This is a genomic window from Alkaliphilus oremlandii OhILAs, assembly GCF_000018325.1.
Classification (GTDB): Bacteria; Bacillota; Clostridia; order Peptostreptococcales; family Natronincolaceae; genus Alkaliphilus_B; species Alkaliphilus_B oremlandii.
The window spans coordinates 3,106,490-3,123,558 of record NC_009922.1; the positions used below are offsets into that span (position 1 = coordinate 3,106,490).

General features: G+C 35.2%; 19 protein-coding genes. 1 reads left to right on the forward strand and 18 read right to left on the reverse strand.

From position 1 onward, the window contains the following. Positions 1–5 precede the first annotated feature (5 nt). Genes CLOS_RS15035 through vanW form a run of 3 tightly spaced genes read right to left on the reverse strand, consistent with a single transcriptional unit; the run spans position 6 to position 2,657 of the window. Entirely contained in the window at positions 6–773 is a 768-nt protein-coding gene (locus CLOS_RS15035; protein ID WP_012160695.1) for a D-alanyl-D-alanine carboxypeptidase family protein, read from the reverse strand. A 3-nt stretch (positions 774–776) separates the two neighbouring features. Continuing rightward, on the reverse strand, positions 777–1,826 hold the full coding sequence (gene vanG, locus CLOS_RS15040; RefSeq protein ID WP_012160696.1) for a D-alanine--D-serine ligase VanG: 1,050 nt from the start codon (positions 1,824–1,826) through the stop codon (positions 777–779). Positions 1,827–1,841: 15 nt separating this feature from the next. Then, positions 1,842–2,657 (reverse strand): glycopeptide resistance accessory protein VanW, encoded by an 816-nt coding sequence (gene vanW / locus CLOS_RS15045; RefSeq protein ID WP_012160697.1) that lies wholly within the window; start codon positions 2,655–2,657, stop codon positions 1,842–1,844. Between the two features lie 683 nt (positions 2,658–3,340). Here vanW and CLOS_RS16130 point away from each other — a divergent pair. Next, positions 3,341–3,745 (forward strand): hypothetical protein, encoded by a 405-nt coding sequence (locus CLOS_RS16130; protein WP_198006303.1) that lies wholly within the window; start codon positions 3,341–3,343, stop codon positions 3,743–3,745. A gap of 449 nt (positions 3,746–4,194) precedes the next feature. Here the strand turns inward: CLOS_RS16130 and CLOS_RS15055 are convergent, their stop codons facing one another. The 15 genes from CLOS_RS15055 to rpmH all read right to left on the reverse strand — a co-directional run bounded on the left by CLOS_RS15055 (position 4,195) and on the right by rpmH (position 16,507). Continuing rightward, complete coding sequence (locus CLOS_RS15055; protein ID WP_012160699.1) at positions 4,195–4,455, reverse strand: YkuS family protein; 261 nt, start codon at positions 4,453–4,455, stop codon at positions 4,195–4,197. A gap of 95 nt (positions 4,456–4,550) precedes the next feature. After that, the gene (locus CLOS_RS15060) at positions 4,551–5,414 is read right to left on the reverse strand and encodes a diacylglycerol/lipid kinase family protein (protein WP_198006304.1); all 864 of its coding nucleotides are present in this window, start codon (positions 5,412–5,414) and stop codon (positions 4,551–4,553) included. 27 nt (positions 5,415–5,441) lie between these two features. Beyond that, the gene (locus tag CLOS_RS15065) at positions 5,442–5,990 is read right to left on the reverse strand and encodes a DUF4446 family protein (RefSeq protein ID WP_012160701.1); all 549 of its coding nucleotides are present in this window, start codon (positions 5,988–5,990) and stop codon (positions 5,442–5,444) included. A gap of 230 nt (positions 5,991–6,220) precedes the next feature. Next, the gene (locus tag CLOS_RS15070) at positions 6,221–7,363 is read right to left on the reverse strand and encodes an aminotransferase class V-fold PLP-dependent enzyme (protein ID WP_012160702.1); all 1,143 of its coding nucleotides are present in this window, start codon (positions 7,361–7,363) and stop codon (positions 6,221–6,223) included. A gap of 21 nt (positions 7,364–7,384) precedes the next feature. Then, positions 7,385–8,260 (reverse strand): ParB/RepB/Spo0J family partition protein, encoded by an 876-nt coding sequence (locus tag CLOS_RS15075; protein ID WP_012160703.1) that lies wholly within the window; start codon positions 8,258–8,260, stop codon positions 7,385–7,387. After that, entirely contained in the window at positions 8,261–9,034 is a 774-nt protein-coding gene (locus CLOS_RS15080; RefSeq protein ID WP_012160704.1) for a ParA family protein, read from the reverse strand. 191 nt (positions 9,035–9,225) lie between these two features. Continuing rightward, the gene (gene noc, locus CLOS_RS15085) at positions 9,226–10,023 is read right to left on the reverse strand and encodes a nucleoid occlusion protein (protein WP_012160705.1); all 798 of its coding nucleotides are present in this window, start codon (positions 10,021–10,023) and stop codon (positions 9,226–9,228) included. A 130-nt stretch (positions 10,024–10,153) separates the two neighbouring features. After that, positions 10,154–10,873 (reverse strand): 16S rRNA (guanine(527)-N(7))-methyltransferase RsmG, encoded by a 720-nt coding sequence (gene rsmG, locus CLOS_RS15090; protein WP_012160706.1) that lies wholly within the window; start codon positions 10,871–10,873, stop codon positions 10,154–10,156. Continuing rightward, a complete protein-coding gene (gene mnmG, locus CLOS_RS15095) occupies positions 10,873–12,765 on the reverse strand; it encodes a tRNA uridine-5-carboxymethylaminomethyl(34) synthesis enzyme MnmG (protein ID WP_012160707.1) in 1,893 nt (630 codons plus the stop codon). Before mnmG ends, rsmG begins: the two co-directional genes overlap by 1 nt. A 193-nt stretch (positions 12,766–12,958) precedes the next feature. Continuing rightward, the gene (gene mnmE / locus CLOS_RS15100; RefSeq protein WP_012160708.1) at positions 12,959–14,344 is read right to left on the reverse strand and encodes a tRNA uridine-5-carboxymethylaminomethyl(34) synthesis GTPase MnmE; all 1,386 of its coding nucleotides are present in this window, start codon (positions 14,342–14,344) and stop codon (positions 12,959–12,961) included. A 94-nt stretch (positions 14,345–14,438) separates the two neighbouring features. Then, positions 14,439–15,059, reverse strand: a complete 621-nt coding sequence (jag, locus tag CLOS_RS15105) for an RNA-binding cell elongation regulator Jag/EloR (RefSeq protein WP_012160709.1) — start codon at positions 15,057–15,059, stop codon at positions 14,439–14,441. A gap of 1 nt (position 15,060) precedes the next feature. After that, a complete protein-coding gene (locus CLOS_RS15110) occupies positions 15,061–15,723 on the reverse strand; it encodes a YidC/Oxa1 family membrane protein insertase (protein WP_012160710.1) in 663 nt (220 codons plus the stop codon). A 30-nt stretch (positions 15,724–15,753) separates the two neighbouring features. Further along, entirely contained in the window at positions 15,754–15,963 is a 210-nt protein-coding gene (yidD, locus tag CLOS_RS16135) for a membrane protein insertion efficiency factor YidD (RefSeq protein ID WP_012160711.1), read from the reverse strand. A gap of 12 nt (positions 15,964–15,975) precedes the next feature. Then, positions 15,976–16,320, reverse strand: a complete 345-nt coding sequence (gene rnpA / locus CLOS_RS16140; protein ID WP_012160712.1) for a ribonuclease P protein component — start codon at positions 16,318–16,320, stop codon at positions 15,976–15,978. A gap of 52 nt (positions 16,321–16,372) precedes the next feature. Continuing rightward, a complete protein-coding gene (rpmH, locus tag CLOS_RS15120) occupies positions 16,373–16,507 on the reverse strand; it encodes a 50S ribosomal protein L34 (RefSeq protein WP_012160713.1) in 135 nt (44 codons plus the stop codon). Positions 16,508–17,069 lie beyond the last annotated feature (562 nt).

The following is a 17,069-nucleotide window of genomic DNA, read 5'->3' on the forward strand; positions in this document are numbered from 1 at the left end:
TGCATTTAACTACAGTTTTTAAATAAGGTTATAATAAATCCATCCTGATTGTTTCCAGATACCTCATATTTAGAATCGTCTTCAATATAAAAGGTCTGTACATCCTCCGTTGACTTTACAAAAAATAGTTGTATTAAATTATTTTCATCTTTATATTTAAAACTATGCTCTATGGATGTATAGTTTTTTATAAAATCATGATACTCTTCCAATGCAAAACCCTTTTCTTCTATTATCACACTATGAGGATACCCCACATAACGAAAATGCCAGGGTTCTTTTGATATTCCTGTGATACTTTCCTTTCCCTCTTTATACCGCTCTATGAATCCACATTTTTTTGCTTCTTCTCTAAATTTATTGAACACGCCATTGTACGGAAAATCCGGACATATAAAATCTATGTCTCTCTTATTTTCTCCCAAATCAATAGCCATTCCACTTTGATGCTCGCTTTCGTCTGGCTTCGCTACAAACTGTTGTGTAAATTCCAACCCATTGTCTCTAACGGAACTTTTGTATAAGTCTATTTGCTCTCTTCTTGAGCGAAATCCGCTAACTGGAATAATTCTGTCCTCTGAGTTGATTTTATTGAGTATATATTGAAGTGCCTTCGCCGTATTTTTATTGATGAAATGTTCACTCAAGCAATTCCCTATGGGTGTAAGATCCTTTATAATTTCTTCCTCCTTGATTTGAATCGGATGTTTTTGATTGATTAATATCAAATTTCCTCTATAAATATCCTTGCTTCTTAGCACTATCCTTTTCATAAGTTACCTCTGCATTCCTAAGTCAATCAACTTGTCCAATATATCTCTATAGGCTATTCCTGCATGAAGCAGCATATTGGGAAATCGACTTCCCGTAGTAAATCCTGGTAGTGTATTTACTTCGTTAAAAACAATTCTATGGTTTTTGTCTACAAATAAATCCACCCTTGAAAGACCACTGCATCCTAAAGCTTTATAGATCCCCTTTCCAATTTCTTTTATCCTTTCACTGAGGTCCTGATCAATCCTTGCCGGTAAATGGATCTTAGAATTCTGTAAGGTATATTTTTCTGTAAAATCAAAAAATCCATTGGGCACTTCGATCTCATCCACTGTACCAACAATTAGATCGTCATTCCCTAAAATGGCACATCCCACTTCAAATCCCTCTATATTTTCTTCTAATACGACTTTACCATCCAGCTTCAGTGCCGCCTCTATTCCACCCATTAAATCACTATGATTCTCTGCCTTCGTTATACCTATGGAAGAGCCTTCTCTAGAGGGTTTAACGTAGATAGGGTATCCTACATTCTCTGCGAACTTGTTGATTTCATCTTCTTTTGTTCGGTTATCTATGGCTATACTTTGAGGGACATCAAAGCCTGCATATTGAACAATTTTATGAGCGTAGTCCTTATCGATACAAATAGAGCTTGCTGCTACATCACATCCAACATAAGGAATTCCTGTGATTTCAAACAGCCCTTGGAGCGTTCCATCTTCTCCATTCCTGCCATGAAGTACAGGAAACACAATATCTATTTGGGTGTGTACAAATTCATTTGGATGGATTTCAATGATTTTTCGATCCCCCTTATTAGGAGAGAGCATGATTTGTCGGCAGCTACCATCTAAAAACCATGTGTTTTCCTTGATTTTATCTAAAGTGCCATTATATCGAAGCCACTTTCCGTCTCTGGTAATGCCTATTTTTATTACATCATATTTTTCTATATCTAAGTTTTCCATAACAGCACTTGCCGATTTTAATGATACTTCATACTCTGAGGATTCCCCTCCAAAAATTACAGCTACAACGATCTTTCCCACACTTCTTCCTCCTTATTAAATCGGGCCTATTTCTGACTCGATATCGTATCGAATTTCATATTTATTGTTTAGAACCAGTTCCTTAGAAACGATTTCTCCGTTAAATTGCCCATACCCAACTTTATATATTTCATTATATCGATAGATTTTTCCATTTTCCCTTGCATATCTTAAATTTTCACTCTCAACAGTATATAGAACGTCTTGAGGTTTGTTACTTACAATGGTTCCATGTATAAAATCTTCATCAAATTCAACTAAAACTTGAAAGGTTTCTTCCGTTTCATTTTTTACTTTCAAATCCAACCAACCTTCTGCAATCGTAGCATCAACTCCAACGGGTATATCCCCCTTAGGCTGGGGTATGGTTTCTGCTGAATGAGGGTTTCTTTCCACTACAGTAAGAGGTGTATGGAGGAATACCCAAAATAATAAATTACTGATTTGACAAAGGCCACCACCTTCAACGGAAGTGATTTCATTGTTCACCATAGCCAATCCCTTTTTATATTTTCCATATTTCTCTGCATTTTTCGCCAGCATCCAGAAAGAAAAAGTTTCATTGGGCTCTATGATAACTTTATGAATGGTTTTAGCAACCAACTTCAGGTTGTCCACCTTATTGAGCTGATATTGAATGTCATAGCCACTTTCCGTATTTACCATCTTTGATTTTGTTGTAAAAACTTGATGTTCTAATATGTTATGAGCCTTTTTAGTCGCATATTGATTGGCATCCAGCTTCATACCGATATAAAAGAAAACCTTCCTCTGAAGTTTTCTTATGGGTAAGAGGTAAGGAAATCTCTCCGTTAATCGTTTTGTTCTCATATTGTGCACTACCTCCAAAACTTATTTATTACTTAACATGTGTCGTTATTTAAATTCTATACAAAAATTCCTAAAATACAGTGGTCATAAACCTTAAATTTTTCTTACAATTTAAATATTGCTAGGGTTTGTTTCTTACTACGAATATAAACGAATAAATACTTAAGATTAAATATACCGATTAAAATATATAGAATTATCTGAAAAATATTATTGTATTGTTATATTAAAAATGATATTTTTATAATATACGTAGCCTTATCTATACATTTCTAAATTTAAAATCAGTTGTTCTCTAAAATTAACCTATTTACTTTATAAAAATACATGGTATTATAAACAATCCATAATGTTCAATGGAATTATAGGGGTAAAAAATGATGAAAGGAAAGGAGGGTATGATTTAGTTTATAGCTAAATCATACAAGGTTTATATGATTTATTACTTTTTAATACCTATTATGTTGCTTCCTATATTGGCTTATACATTTTATAATCTTTTCAACAAGAATGAATTGTTTAATTCCACTGATGATTTTATTATAAAGTGCCGTGAAAACAATATCATAACTACGATTAGTTTAATTGCATCAATGTTGTGCCTTTGTTACTTAATATTTTGCATTAAGGTTACTATGGATAACATAAATGGGCTATCCTATAAAGGAATTCATATAAGCCTGTTGGATTTATTAGTTCCGAATAAATTTAATTCTTTGATAGAATCTTTTTCAAATAATATTAGAGATCATATATTTGAACTTTCGTATTTATATGCTGCACGTGAAAATTTATTTTCTTCATTTTATTCAATTTTGTTTGTTTTTATAGGACTCTATTTTTACTTTATTAATTCTAGATTTGTATATATTAAAAAGGATGGAATTGTTAGGCTAGGAAAGTTCTATCCATGGAATGTAAATAAACTACATCGGTGGGAAAAGATTTTTAGTAGATATATTTTAAATGCTAATGTTGTAGATGTTAATGGAAGGTCTTTAATTATAAGTTTTATCGTCCATAAGGACAGTAAAAATGCTTTAGAAACGTTAATTAATCCGGAGTGTTTTACTAATAATTTTGACTAAATGATAAGAAATCTAAAGGTCGTATATTGTACGTTAGACATAATCCTAAGCTGGGCTAAGCCTCTGATCGATCTTTTATCCTTGCAGGCTTCGACCAACTCTTTAGAAGTATACTCGTTGCTTTGAACACTATGTAAAATCAAACCAGTTTTTGATCTCCTATAATCCTTAAGTGCCAAATTTCAGGTTTTAGTAGTTCCATCTGAGATAATTTCTTTGTCATTAAGTGTGTTTACTACAGATGTATCCTACTGTTTCTTAGAAACCCCGCAGAGAATGCCGCCGCTTTGGCATTCTTCACGGTAAGTTTTAATCGGTTTGAGGCTTAGCTTCCTTAACTCCATACGTTTATGCAAGACTTAAAAAATCATGTCCTTTATTTGACCAGAACATTGTAATTTTAGTATATCCTTACACTCAATTCTAAAGTGTTCACTGAACTTTATATATTATATAAATAGATTCTCATACCTTCTGGTCTCAATAATCTGCTGTATTTCATCTATCGTTTTATTGTTGACGTTGATTAGTATGGCGCCGTAAGCATTAGAATCCACTGAATTGTTCAGGTTCTTTAATCCATCATATATACTTCTATATACAATGGCATCAATATGGCCACCGTCATTGTAGTCTACAATCTCATATCCTCGGCTTTCCAATGCGCTTTTTATATCCTCTAAGCCTTGTTCTACTGCTATTCTTTTCAAATAAAACACCTCCTAAGACTAGTATATCTAGGAAGTGATTTTTTAATTCGCTTATTCAAATTAATTTTATGCTACACCCAAACAGTCAGCCCAGCTTAAGGGATAACTACCTCTATTGCATTGTTGATCATTTCAAATTGGATTGGATACAGATCTAAAATTTCTCCATCTGCATTGATTTTCTCTTTCTTTTTACCATTCTCCATTAAAAACTCTATATTCTTTCCCTTATAAAATTTTACTTCTTTAAATTTCACATGATTCCCTTTAAATATTGTAGGTAAAAGAAACAACAATTTTAACTTCGGCATTTTTCGTACGATACAGATATCAAATTCTCCATCTGAAAAACTGGACTTCGGAGATATTTTCATACCGCCCCCATAATAGGAGCCATTGCATACGGCAGCCAACATAATCTCTTCCTCATAAATAGCGTCATCAATGACCAATTTTGTTTTAAAGCTTTTAAAGTTTATAAGGGATTTAATTGTCCCTATAACATAGGAATAAGTGCTGGAAAAATATTTTTTTATCCGATTTGTTTCATCAGCAATTAAAGCATCTAATCCGATGCTTGAAATATTGATAAAGTATTCCTTATTGATCTTTCCTAAATCTATCGTTATACTATTTCCTTTGACCAAACTCTCTATGGATTCCCTTATATCCCTTGGGAGATTCAGCGTTCTAGCAAAATCATTTCCTGTCCCAGCAGGTATAATCCCTAATTTTTGCTTGCTTCCAACCATACCGTTGATTACCTCATGAAGTGTTCCATCTCCACCAACAGAAACAATGGTGGAAAAATCGGTATGTCTAGCTTCTTCTGCAATCCGCTTTCCTTCGCCCACCTTTTCTGTTTTCCTTATTTCATAAGTGTAGTGATATTCCTTCATCACTTCCTCTATTAAAGGTATGATTTTATCACCGTTACCCTTTCCTGCAACTGGATTCACTATAAATAAAAAAGACAACCTACGCACCTACCCTACTTGGCGAGAACTTCTGTTTCCCTTTAAATCCACTCTATCGAGGGCATTTACCTTCGCTCTTTCTAAAGCTTGAAGTTCTTCCACAGATAGACTATAATTCGATACACCATTTTTTACTGGCTTTGCATAAGAAACAGTTTCTATTCTTCCATAAATACCTGTTATAATAATTCCGTCATTATTTTCATCTAATAAAGCAATTGAATAGCTTAAATCACTTCCTGTATCATCGAAGGCATTGTACCGAATAATTCCTACCCTTTGAACACAGAAGCTTAATCGATTGTTAAAGATTTCTAGTTTTCCTTCAAATTGATTCAAACGCTGGTGGACATCCTCTATTTTATCTAAATGCTCAAATAAAATGGACTCTATTTGCTTACCGTCAGTTCCTCTTACAAGTTTTCTATATTTCTCTTTTAAATTTGAGCTGATTCCCATATTTATAATTAAAAATATAATAGTCAAGATATTCAGTCCTAAGCTTGCTATAAATAATATGTCCCTGTATTCTTCTAGTATATTTGTGATGAACGCCATTTGTATCCTCCCTTCCAATATCAACTATAATCATACTATAAACTATACCTATTCGACAATATATAAGTTTTTCCTCTATTTATAGTTTATATTTTCTGTAATTTCTACCACGAAAAACCATGTGTAAAGAGGTTAAAAGCTTTCTTTACACATGGTCTTAGTTTTGGCTATTTTTAAATGATATTAATTTTTTCTTACATCCCCTGGCCCTTACTGAACTGAATCTACATTTATATTTCTTTACAAATTTCTTTGATGGCCTCTACTGCCCTATCGATATCTTCTTTCGTATTAAAATAACCAATGCTGAATCGAACCGTTCCCTGCTCAAAGGAACCGATGGTTTTATGAGCCAGGGGTGCACAATGAAGACCGGATCGTACTGCAATATTAAAAGCCTGATCCAGTACGAAGGCAATTTCAGAGGAATCTTCCTCTCCAATATTAATAGAGATGACAGCGCCTTGCTTCTCTGAATCCTTCGGACCATAAACCTTTACCTGCTCTATTTGCGCTAAGGCTTCAATAAAATATTGAGTCAGCTCTTTTTCATGATTTCTTATTTTTTCTATACCCTCTTTTAATATAAATTCGATGCCTGCACCTAATCCAACAATGCCCGGTGTATTGGCAGTACCACTTTCATAGCGATCCGGCAGCATCTCAGGCTGTGTCAGCTCTTCTGACTTGCTTCCCGTACCTCCTTCTTTAAAGTGCAGTACATCCAGCCCTTCTCTGATATAGAGTATTCCTGTTCCCTGGGGACCCATAAGGCCTTTATGTCCTGGTACACCCAATAGATCGATATTGAGTTTGTTCACATCAATTTCATAAATTCCCGCAGTCTGAGCAGCATCGACTAAAAACAAAACACCTGCTTCCTTGGCGATTCTTCCCACCGCTTCTATAGGCATCAATGTTCCTGTCACATTGGAGCCATGAGTTAGGGCAATGAGCTTCGTATTGCTTCGAATAGCCCTTTTTATATCTTCAGGGTCGATAACACCCTCAGCGTTACATTGAATGATGGTATTTTCTACTCCTATTTTTTCTAAAGCTGTAATTGGTCTTAATACAGAGTTATGCTCCATTGTTGATGTAATTACGTGGTCACCCTTTTTTAAAACGCCTTTTATGGCTAGGTTTAAGGAATCCGTTGCATTTGAAGTAAATATAATTTGCATTGGGTTATCTATATTAAATAAAGTCCCTATTAATTCTCTCGTTTTTAAAATAGCTCTACCAGCTTCCAACGACAATCTGTGTCCAGATCTTCCTGGATTAGCTCCAGCATTTTTCATGTGATCTATCATAGCATTGTATACGTTTTCTGGCTTTGGATAGGATGTAGCCGCATTGTCTAAATAAATCAAATTATTCCCTCCCATCTTTCATTACTGTAATAAACCGATTATTCGATCTAAATCCTCATCGTTATAATATTCTATTTCTATTTTTCCTTTTTTGTTCCCTTTAATAATATTTACCTTCGTTCCAAATATGGATCGAAGGCTCTCTTCGATTGCTGCCACATGGATATCTTTATTCTCATTCTTAGTTTTCTTATGATTTTCTTTTATCGCATTATTTAAATTCTTAACCAGTTCCTCTACCTGTCTTACACTTAAGCCTTCGCTTATTATTTTCTCTGCAAGAAGATACTGCCGATCTAAGGGCTCTATGCTAAGGATGGCTCTGCCATGACCACCACTTAGTTTTCCTTCGATAATGAAGTCGATCACCCTCTGATCTAGACGAAGAAGTCTTAATATATTGGCCAAGTAGGAGCGGCTTTTCCCTAAGGCTTCCGATAATTCTTCCTGTGTCACCTTATATTGCTGTATTAAATACTGGTATGCCAGAGCTTCCTCAATTACATTTAAATCCTGCCTTTGTAGATTTTCAATGAGGGATACTTCTAATAATTGTTTCTCACTATAATTTTTTACAATGCAAGGAACTTCCTTTAGGTCGATTAATCTCGATGCCCTTAGTCTTCGTTCCCCTGCTATTATCATATATCCCTTTGCAGTTTTGGATACAATTAATGGCTGTATAATGCCATGAATTTTTATAGAATTGGCTAGTTCTTGGATACTCTCTTCGTTAAAGCTTTTCCTCGGTTGATTTGGATTGGGGTATATTTTATGGATAGAAATTTGTTCTATTTTTTCCGTTGTCACATCTTGTTCGATTTCATTGAAACTTATCATGTCTGGAATAAGAGCCTCTAATCCCTTACCCAGCCCTCTTTTTTTCCCTTTTACCATCTATATCACATCCTCTTCTAAATCTAAAAATTCCTCTGCTAGTTCTGTATAGGCTTCCGCACCCTTTGATCTTGCATCATAATAGATGATGGGTTGCCCAAAGCTGGGTGCCTCTGCCAATCTGACGTTTCTCGGTATAATTGTGGTATAGACCTTGCCCCTAAAGTAATTTTTAACTTCATCTACTACTTGAATGGAAAGGTTTGTCCTACCATCGAACATGCTCAGTACAACCCCTTGAATCTCTAAAGAAGGGTTTAAATTCTTTTTGATCAGCTGTATGGTATTCATCAGTTGACTTACACCTTCCAATGCATAATATTCACATTGTATCGGGATTAGGACACTATCCACTGCCGCTAAAGAGTTGATGGTCAATAACCCTAAGGATGGTGGACAATCGATAAAAATATAATCGTAATCCGCTCTGATTTCATCAATAGCCTTTCTTAGCTTTATTTCTCTATTTTTCATGCCTGTCAGCTCTATTTCAGCACCTGCTAACTGTACGCTGGAAGGAATCAGGTGTAAATTTTCATATTCTGTAGGGAGGATCGCCTCTTTGATATTGGTTTCTCCAATGATAATATCGTAAATCGTATTTTCTAAGGTGTTTTTATCCACTCCTAATCCACTGGTTGTATTTCCTTGTGGGTCTATATCAATAACGCAGACTTTTTTCCCTTTTTCAGCAATACATGCACTTAAATTCACATTGGTGGTGGTCTTACCAACGCCACCCTTCTGGTTAAAAATAGCAATTACCTTTCCCAATTTTCTTCCCCCTTTAGGCTTAGAAGTTTTGATACTATCTAGTTCTATAAAAATTTCAATTAACCTTCTCGTTTTACAAATTTGATTTGTCTAAATATGGTTTTAAAATTAAGCACATGGATCAAGTTCCCTCATAATTCGAGATGTTTCCATATATCTTTGAAAAAAAAGATTACCATAATAGTAATCTTTTAGCTCTTCGGTATTTTCACTGTGACTTCAATATATTCGCCCTTATCGATTTCTTTAAATTCTGCATTGCCCTGCTTTTCTTTAATGACATCGTAGGCCTGCTTTATGGTATTGATATAGATTCTATAATTCATAAAGCTTCTGATTTTTTGCTTCGGTGTAACCTCTTTTTCTTTGCCAATGTCCTCTAGCATGTTTTTTATCAACTGCTCTGTTTTCTTTACATTGAATTCTTCTTTGATGATCTTGTTTAAAGCTTTCTCCCTAAGCTCATCATCAGGAAGCTTCAGCAGTGCTCTCGCATGTCTTTCCGTCAACCCATTCTCTAATATCTTTTTCTTAATATCCGGCCCTAATCTAAGTATTCTCAATTTATTTGCAATGGTAGATTGATTTTTTCCAACCTTTTCAGCCAGTTCTTGCTGAGTAAAACCATGATCTTCAATTAAATTTGCATAACCCTCCGCTTCCTCTACAAAGTTGAGATCTTCTCTCTGCAAATTTTCTATAATAGCTAAAACCGCTGAATCCGTATCGGTATAACCATGATTGATAATTGCTGGTATGGTTTTTAACTCCGCTAGCCGAGCCGCTCTTAATCGTCTTTCCCCTGCGATTAATTCGTATCGGTCTTCGCCTATTTTTCTGACGCTGATTGGCTGAAGTATACCGTAGGCCTTAATGGAAGCACTTAACTCCTCTAATCCGATTTGGGAAAAAGTCCTTCTTGGCTGATAAGGGTTTGGAATAACCTTCTCTACTAAAATCTCCTCTACTCTTCTCTCTAAACTGTTCATCTATCGTAACCCCTCATTTCCATAGCGAAAATACTGATTTTAATACTATATTTCTATAAAACTTTAGGGACTCCTGCCATTTTTTATATTATTTTATAAAATTCATTCAACAAAATCCCTCAGTCTCCTGTTATTTTATCGGTTCTTTGCTCGGCTTTCCTGCTTTTCTAGGATATTTTGACGGAGTTTGTTTTATTTTCTTTATAACCAGGATATGGTGGGTAATATCGCTGAAGGGTAGGTCCACAGAAATCTGCTCAACCACTTCTCCTCCCAATACTTTTATGGCTTTTTCTGCATCTGGCAGCTCTTCTATAATTTGAGGTCCTTTTTGACAAATAAAGTATCCCCCTACTTTAACAAAGGGTAGGCAGTATTCTACTAGAACATTTAAAGCTGCTACGGCTCTAGACACAGCATAGTCGTATTTTTCTCTATAGTCCTTGCTTTGTCCAATATCCTCTGCTCTGCCGTGTACAAAGTCAACCTGCCCGAGCTTCGTTTCAGCACACACTTCCTCTAAAAAGCTAATCCTTTTTCTTAAAGAATCTAATAGGGTAAGCTCTATGCCCGGTAAGGCGATTTTTAGTGGAACTCCTGGAAATCCAGCACCAGTTCCAACATCAATCATCTTTCCTTCTCTTTTTAAATACTTACTTTGTATGCAGGATAGAGAGTCTAAAAAATGCTTGATCATAACGTCTTTTTCTTCTTCTATGGCAGTTAAATTCATCTTTTGATTCCATTCCAATAAAATATCCTTATACTTTATGAGCTGGTTTATTTGAGCATCTGTAATTTCTATATTTAAACCCTGGGCTCCTTCTTTCAAAATATCTTTTAGCTCCATTACTCAACCTCCCCTTTTTTACGTCTTTTTTGCTCCAAATAGATCAATAGTACAGAAATATCCGCTGGGGATACGCCGGAAATCCTAGAAGCCTGTCCTACAGATAGGGGTCGGATGGCATTAAGCTTCTGTCTAGCTTCTATTCTCAATCCATCGATTTCGTTATAATCGATATCCTCCCTCAGCTTTTTATTCTCTAGCTTTTTAAATTGATCGATTTGTCTCAACTGCTTTTCAATATAACCTTCATATTTAATCATGACTTCACATTGAAACTGAGCATCCTTCATTAAATCCTGAGGCCTCGTTCCATCGATTTCTTTTATATTTTCATAGGTTAGCTCTGGACGCTTTAATAGATCATAAAGAGACATTCCTACTTTAATTGGAGTGCTTTCTGCTCTTTCTAATACAGGGTTTGCAATCGTTGGCGATACATTGGTAGTTTTTAATCGCTCCATTTCATTTTTAATATGCTCTTTCTTTAGAAGGTATCGCTCATATCGATCTTCCTTCACTAAGCCTAGGGCATATCCCTTTTCTGTCAGTCGAAGATCTGCATTATCCTGTCTTAAAACTAGGCGATACTCCGAACGAGAAGTCATCATTCGATATGGCTCATTAGTTCCCTTTGTTACCAGATCGTCAATTAATACACCGATATAAGCCTCTGATCGATCTAATATAAAAGGGTCTTCTCCTCTTATTTTTAAAACAGCGTTGATGCCGGCCATCAATCCTTGTGCTGCTGCTTCCTCATATCCAGAGGAGCCGTTAAATTGCCCTGCACTAAACAGATTATTGATATGTTTTACCTCTAAAGAAGCCTTTAATTGCGTTGGGTCGATACAATCGTATTCTATAGCATAAGCAGGTCTCATGATAATTGCATTTTCCAGTCCAATAACGGATCGAACCATTTGTACCTGAACTTCTTCCGGTAAGCTTGTAGAAAAACCTTGGATATACATTTCCTTGGTTTCTGCCCCCTCAGGCTCAATAAAAATTTGGTGAGATGGTTTTTCACTGAAGCGAACGATCTTATCCTCTATGGAAGGACAATATCTCGGACCAGTACTTTCAATATCCCCTCTATACATTGCCGATCGCCCTAAGTTTTCTTTGATGATTCGGTGGGTCTCCTCTGTAGTTCGAGTTAACCAGCAAGGAATCTGTTCTTTTTCTAAGGCCTCATTCATAAATGAAAAAGGGACGATCTCTTCATCTTCAATCTGAACACTTACCTTTGAAAAATCAATACTGTCCTTATGGATTCGAGCTGGAGTCCCTGTTTTGAACCTTCTCATATTGCAGCCTAAAGCTTTTAGCTTTTCAGACAGATATAGGGCAGGAAACAATCCATTGGGACCGGATTCATAATTGACCTCTCCCATGAAGATCTTGCTTTTTAAATAAACACCCGTAGCTAATATGACAGCCTTTCCATAGTATATGGCTCCAGTTTTCGTAACGACACCCTTCACCGTATTGTCTTCAACGATGATATCCACTACTTCACCTTGCAGTAGGTGAAGATTTGGTTCGTTTTCTAGCATTTTTTTCATCTCTATATGATATCTGGTTTTATCTGCTTGGGCCCTTAGAGAATGTACCGCTGGTCCCTTTGCAGTATTTAACATTCTGCTTTGAATAAATGTTTTATCGATGTTCAGTCCCATTTCTCCACCGAGAGCATCAATTTCTCTTACTAAATGACCTTTTCCAGTTCCACCAATGGATGGGTTACATGGCAGCATTGCGATTGCATCCAATGACATAGTAAGCATCATTGTACTGTATCCCATTCTCGCAGTGGCTAGAGCGGCTTCGCATCCAGCATGTCCTGCCCCTACTACGACTACATCATAATTTCCTCCGTTGTATGTTATCATACACTTGCCTCCATTTCTTTTTCACGTGAAACATTACTTTCTAAGTACCTGAAATTCTAAGCGCAGCTTAGTGTTGAGCGCCACATAAAGTTTATGCATATATCCGAACAAACTTTATTTTGAGCACTTGAAACTCTAAGTCCCATCTAGAGTTCAGTGCGACATAAAGTTTGTGAGCCTAAGTGAACAAACTTTATTTTCCAATACAGAAATTCTTAAAGATATGATCGATGATATCTTCCTCTACAGTATCTCCCGTAATTTCTCCTAAAGCCTTCCAGCTATTTTTTATATCCACTTCAACAAAATCCAACGGTAGTTTTTGCTCTATGGCTTTTGTACCGTCTATGATGCTATCTAGAGCTCTTTCCAGTGCGTTTTTATGTCTTACATTGGTAACTAACAAACTATCCTTTGCCTTTGCGCCACCTTTATAGACCATTTCAGCTAAAGCGTCTTCGATTTCCTCTAATCCGATTTCTTCTATCAAAGATACCTTGATGATCTTTTTATCTTGGATGATCTCTTGTATCGGAGTTAAGTTTAATTTCTGCTGAAGGTCTGTTTTATTGATGATAACGAGCGCTCTTTTATTTTCAATGAGCTCTATGATTCTTAGATCTTCCTCTGTCAGTTCTCTAGAGGCATCTAGCATAACAATAATTAAATCCGCCAGATTAAATAGTTCCTTGGATCTTTCTACGCCGATTTTTTCTACAATATCCTCTGTATCTCTTATTCCAGCTGTATCAATTAATCTCAGGGGAATCCCTTTGATATTTAAATGTTCTTCTATAATATCCCTTGTGGTTCCTGGTACATCTGTTACAATGGCTCTAGATTCTCTAACTAAAGCATTTAGGAGAGAGGATTTCCCTACATTTGGCTTTCCAACAATTACTGTGCTTAGTCCCTCTCTTATGATTTTCCCTGTATCTGCAGTATCCAGCAGCTTCTGGATGTCACCTTCTACTTCCAAGCTTTTATTGAGTAAGTAGTCCAGTGCCACCTCATCTACATCGTCCTCTGCAAAATCGATGGATACTTCAACATGGGCTAACATATCCAATAGCTTTTCTCGAACCTTTGCCACCTTTTTAGATAAGGAACCCTCTAGTTGACTCAATGCTACGTCAAAACCCTTTTCTGTTTTGGCACTAATCAAATCCATAATAGCCTCTGCCTGTGCTAAATCAATCCTTCCATTTAAAAATGCTCTTTTTGTAAATTCCCCAGGTTCTGCCATCCTTGCTCCTACTCTCAAAACAAGCTCTAGTATATTCTTTACAGGAATCATGCCACCGTGACAGTTGATCTCTACAATATCTTCCCTAGTATAGGTATTGGGTCCCTTCATATAAGAAACTAACACTTCATCAACAACTTTTTCTGTTTTAGGGTCAATAATATGGCCGTATGTGATTCTTCTTGATTTATATTGACTTAATACTTTATGGTCCTTTGACTTAAATATTTTGTCGATTAGCTCAATGGCTTTTTCTCCACTGATTCTCACGATGCCGATCCCTGCTTCTCCGGGAGCTGTGGCAATGGCTGCAATGGTATCATCTATATACATTTTTTTCACCTCTATTTATATTTTATCTTAACAGTATTATATCAAAGTTTAACATATAAAAAACCCAGTTTTCACTGGGTTTGATCTATTCTATCTATTTTTTTAATGCAATAACAACTTTTCTGAAAGGCTCTTCCCCTTCACTGTAAGTCTGTATATAAGGGTTGCTTTGTAAACTAGCATGAATAATTCTTCGTTCATATGGGTTCATCGGTTCTAGGGCAATGGTTTTTCCAACTTTACGTACCTTACCGGCCATTTTAGCAGCTAGTCTCACCAAAGTTTCTTCTCTTTTTTGTCTGTAATTCTCGGTGTCTACAAATACCTTCACATATTTATCGCTGGTTTTGTTTACAACTAAGCTTACGAGATATTGTAAAGAATCTAAGGTTTGACCCCTACGTCCAATAATAACGCCCATTTGTGGACCCTCTATATTAATGGTCAGCGTATCATCTTTTTGTTGGATCGCCATTTTAACTTCTAGATCCATTGCTTTAAATAAATCTTCTAAGAATACTCTCGCACTGTCTTCAGGTCTATCTAATACAGTTAATTTTACTTTTGCTAATTTTGATCCTAAAATTCCAAGAAAACCTTTTGTAGGTAGTTCCAGTACTTCTACTTCAACTTGTTCTCTCGTTTTGTTTAATTCCTTCAAACCTAGCACTATGGCTTCTTCAACTGTTTTACCCATTGACTCTATAAATTTCATACTATTTCAGCCCCTCCTTCAATTCTTTCTGAGGACGTCTTAATATTAACTGTTGTATTGTTTGGAATACGTTACTTACAAACCAATATAAGGTAAGTCCTGCTGGAAAGGTTTTCCCCCACCAAAAAATCATAACTGGCATAAAATATGTCATTATTTTTTGAGTCTGATCTGCAGATTTTCCAGAGGTTAAGGTTGCACTAGATAAGTAAGTTGTTAATCCTGCAAGTATTGGTAGAATCCATGGATCTGCAACCGTTAAATTGGGAAGCCATAAAAAGCTGGTATTGATGGCTTCGTAAGCTGCCTGAGATCCAAAAACATAGGTGCCCGGTTCTCTTACAGCAGCGAATAGTCCAATAATAATAGGGAATTGAATTAATAAAGGGAGGCAGCCACCAAATGGGCTTACATTATGTTCCTTATATAATTCCATGGTTTTAATATTTAATTGCTCAGGGTCATTTTTATACTTTTCCTGTAATTTCTTTAATTTCGGTTGTATTTCTTGCATTTCCTTCATGGATTTATTCTGCTTTATTGTTAAAGGTAAAGTCAATAGCTTGGTTACTATTGTAAATAGAATAATGGACAATCCATAATTATTTGTTAAATCAAAAATAAGCTTTAACAATGCACCAAATGGTCGTGCTAATGCGTTCAAATTTATAACCCCCAATATATTTTTAGTAAATTATCTAAGAGGATCGTAACCTCCAGGGTGGAAAGGATGACACTTTAATATTCTTTTTAAAGTCAAGTAAGTCCCTTTAAAAAATCCATATCTCTCATACGCAGCCATACTATAAGCAGAACATGTAGGATGAAACCTACAGCTTGGCCTCTTTAAGGGCGATATATATTTCCTATATATCTGAATCAAAAATATACATAGTCTCGACATCTTCTGCCCCCACTACACTGCACTATTGATTAGATTCATCTTTTTTAATAAATGTAGGATTGCACTTTCTATTTCCTTATAACTGGCATCTACGCATGTATTCCTTGCTACGAATATAATATCATATCCTTGTTTTACTTTTTCATTATTTAAACGATAGCTCTCATTCAACAATCTTTTTACCCGACTTCTTATAACACTTTTTCCTACTTTTTTGGAAACAGTAAAACCTACTCGATTAAAATTATATCCATTTTCTAAAATATAAATAATGAGTAGTTTATTCGCCATAGATTTTCTCTTTTTATACACTTTTCTGAAATCTTCATTTTTTCGTAGTCTATTTATGGCCTTCATTTTATTTCACCAAACCCTTCTAACTACAGAAAAAGGCCACAAGTGCGGCCTCTTATGCAGTCAGTCTCTTTCTGCCTTTTAATCTACGAGCTTTTAATATGTTTCTACCAGTGCTTGTTGACATTCTTTTTCTGAAACCATGCTCTTTAGATCTTTGTCTCTTCTTTGGCTGATACGTTCTTTTCACGAAATACACCCCCTTCAAGTACTGCATTAAGTACTATATCTAATTAAATTTTAAAAAACATTTTTCATAGAAATAATAAGACCTCATTTATTTTTGAGTATATTACTAATAAATTATATCTTCAAAGCATATCCATGTCAAGAAAAAAACCATAATACAGTATCAACCAGTATGTGGATAAAAATATCCACACAAAAACATATTGTGGATATTTTTATGTTTGCTGTTGAAAAACCTTTGAAATTTTGATATTATTTATTTACCTGTTGATAATTTGTAAAACTATATTCACATTATCCATAGTTATTCACAGTTTGTGGATAACTATGTGAATAACTATATAAAAATTAACATAAATCTTTAAAGAAACCTTAATTTTAAGGGTTTTATTTTGTGCATATTACATTTTTGTATACTGTGGCTATTTATATTTTAAAATATGTCCATACTTTTATTAATATATTTATCCACATGCAATTATATTCCATTGTTAATAAAAATAAATGAATTTATTTCTCTTATTAGCATATTTTTTTGTGGATAAATATATTGATAACTTTTT

What these genes read in the sequence shown, in the direction of transcription:
- CLOS_RS15065 (WP_012160701.1), bottom strand. Translation starts at nt 5,990, where the DNA reads ATGGCGTTCATCACAAATATACTAGAAGAATACAGGGACATATTATTT.
- jag (WP_012160709.1), bottom strand. Translation starts at nt 15,059, where the DNA reads ATGAAATTTATAGAGTCAATGGGTAAAACAGTTGAAGAAGCCATAGTG.
- vanW (WP_012160697.1), bottom strand. Translation starts at nt 2,657, where the DNA reads ATGAGAACAAAACGATTAACGGAGAGATTTCCTTACCTCTTACCCATA.
- yidD (WP_012160711.1), bottom strand. Translation starts at nt 15,963, where the DNA reads ATGTCGAGACTATGTATATTTTTGATTCAGATATATAGGAAATATATA.
- CLOS_RS15075 (WP_012160703.1), bottom strand. Translation starts at nt 8,260, where the DNA reads ATGGTAAAAGGGAAAAAAAGAGGGCTGGGTAAGGGATTAGAGGCTCTT.
- mnmE (WP_012160708.1), bottom strand. Translation starts at nt 14,344, where the DNA reads ATGTATATAGATGATACCATTGCAGCCATTGCCACAGCTCCCGGAGAA.
- rsmG (WP_012160706.1), bottom strand. Translation starts at nt 10,873, where the DNA reads ATGGAGCTAAAAGATATTTTGAAAGAAGGAGCCCAGGGTTTAAATATA.
- CLOS_RS15035 (WP_012160695.1), bottom strand. Translation starts at nt 773, where the DNA reads ATGAAAAGGATAGTGCTAAGAAGCAAGGATATTTATAGAGGAAATTTG.
- rnpA (WP_012160712.1), bottom strand. Translation starts at nt 16,320, where the DNA reads ATGAAGGCCATAAATAGACTACGAAAAAATGAAGATTTCAGAAAAGTG.
- mnmG (WP_012160707.1), bottom strand. Translation starts at nt 12,765, where the DNA reads ATGATAACATACAACGGAGGAAATTATGATGTAGTCGTAGTAGGGGCA.
- noc (WP_012160705.1), bottom strand. Translation starts at nt 10,023, where the DNA reads ATGAACAGTTTAGAGAGAAGAGTAGAGGAGATTTTAGTAGAGAAGGTT.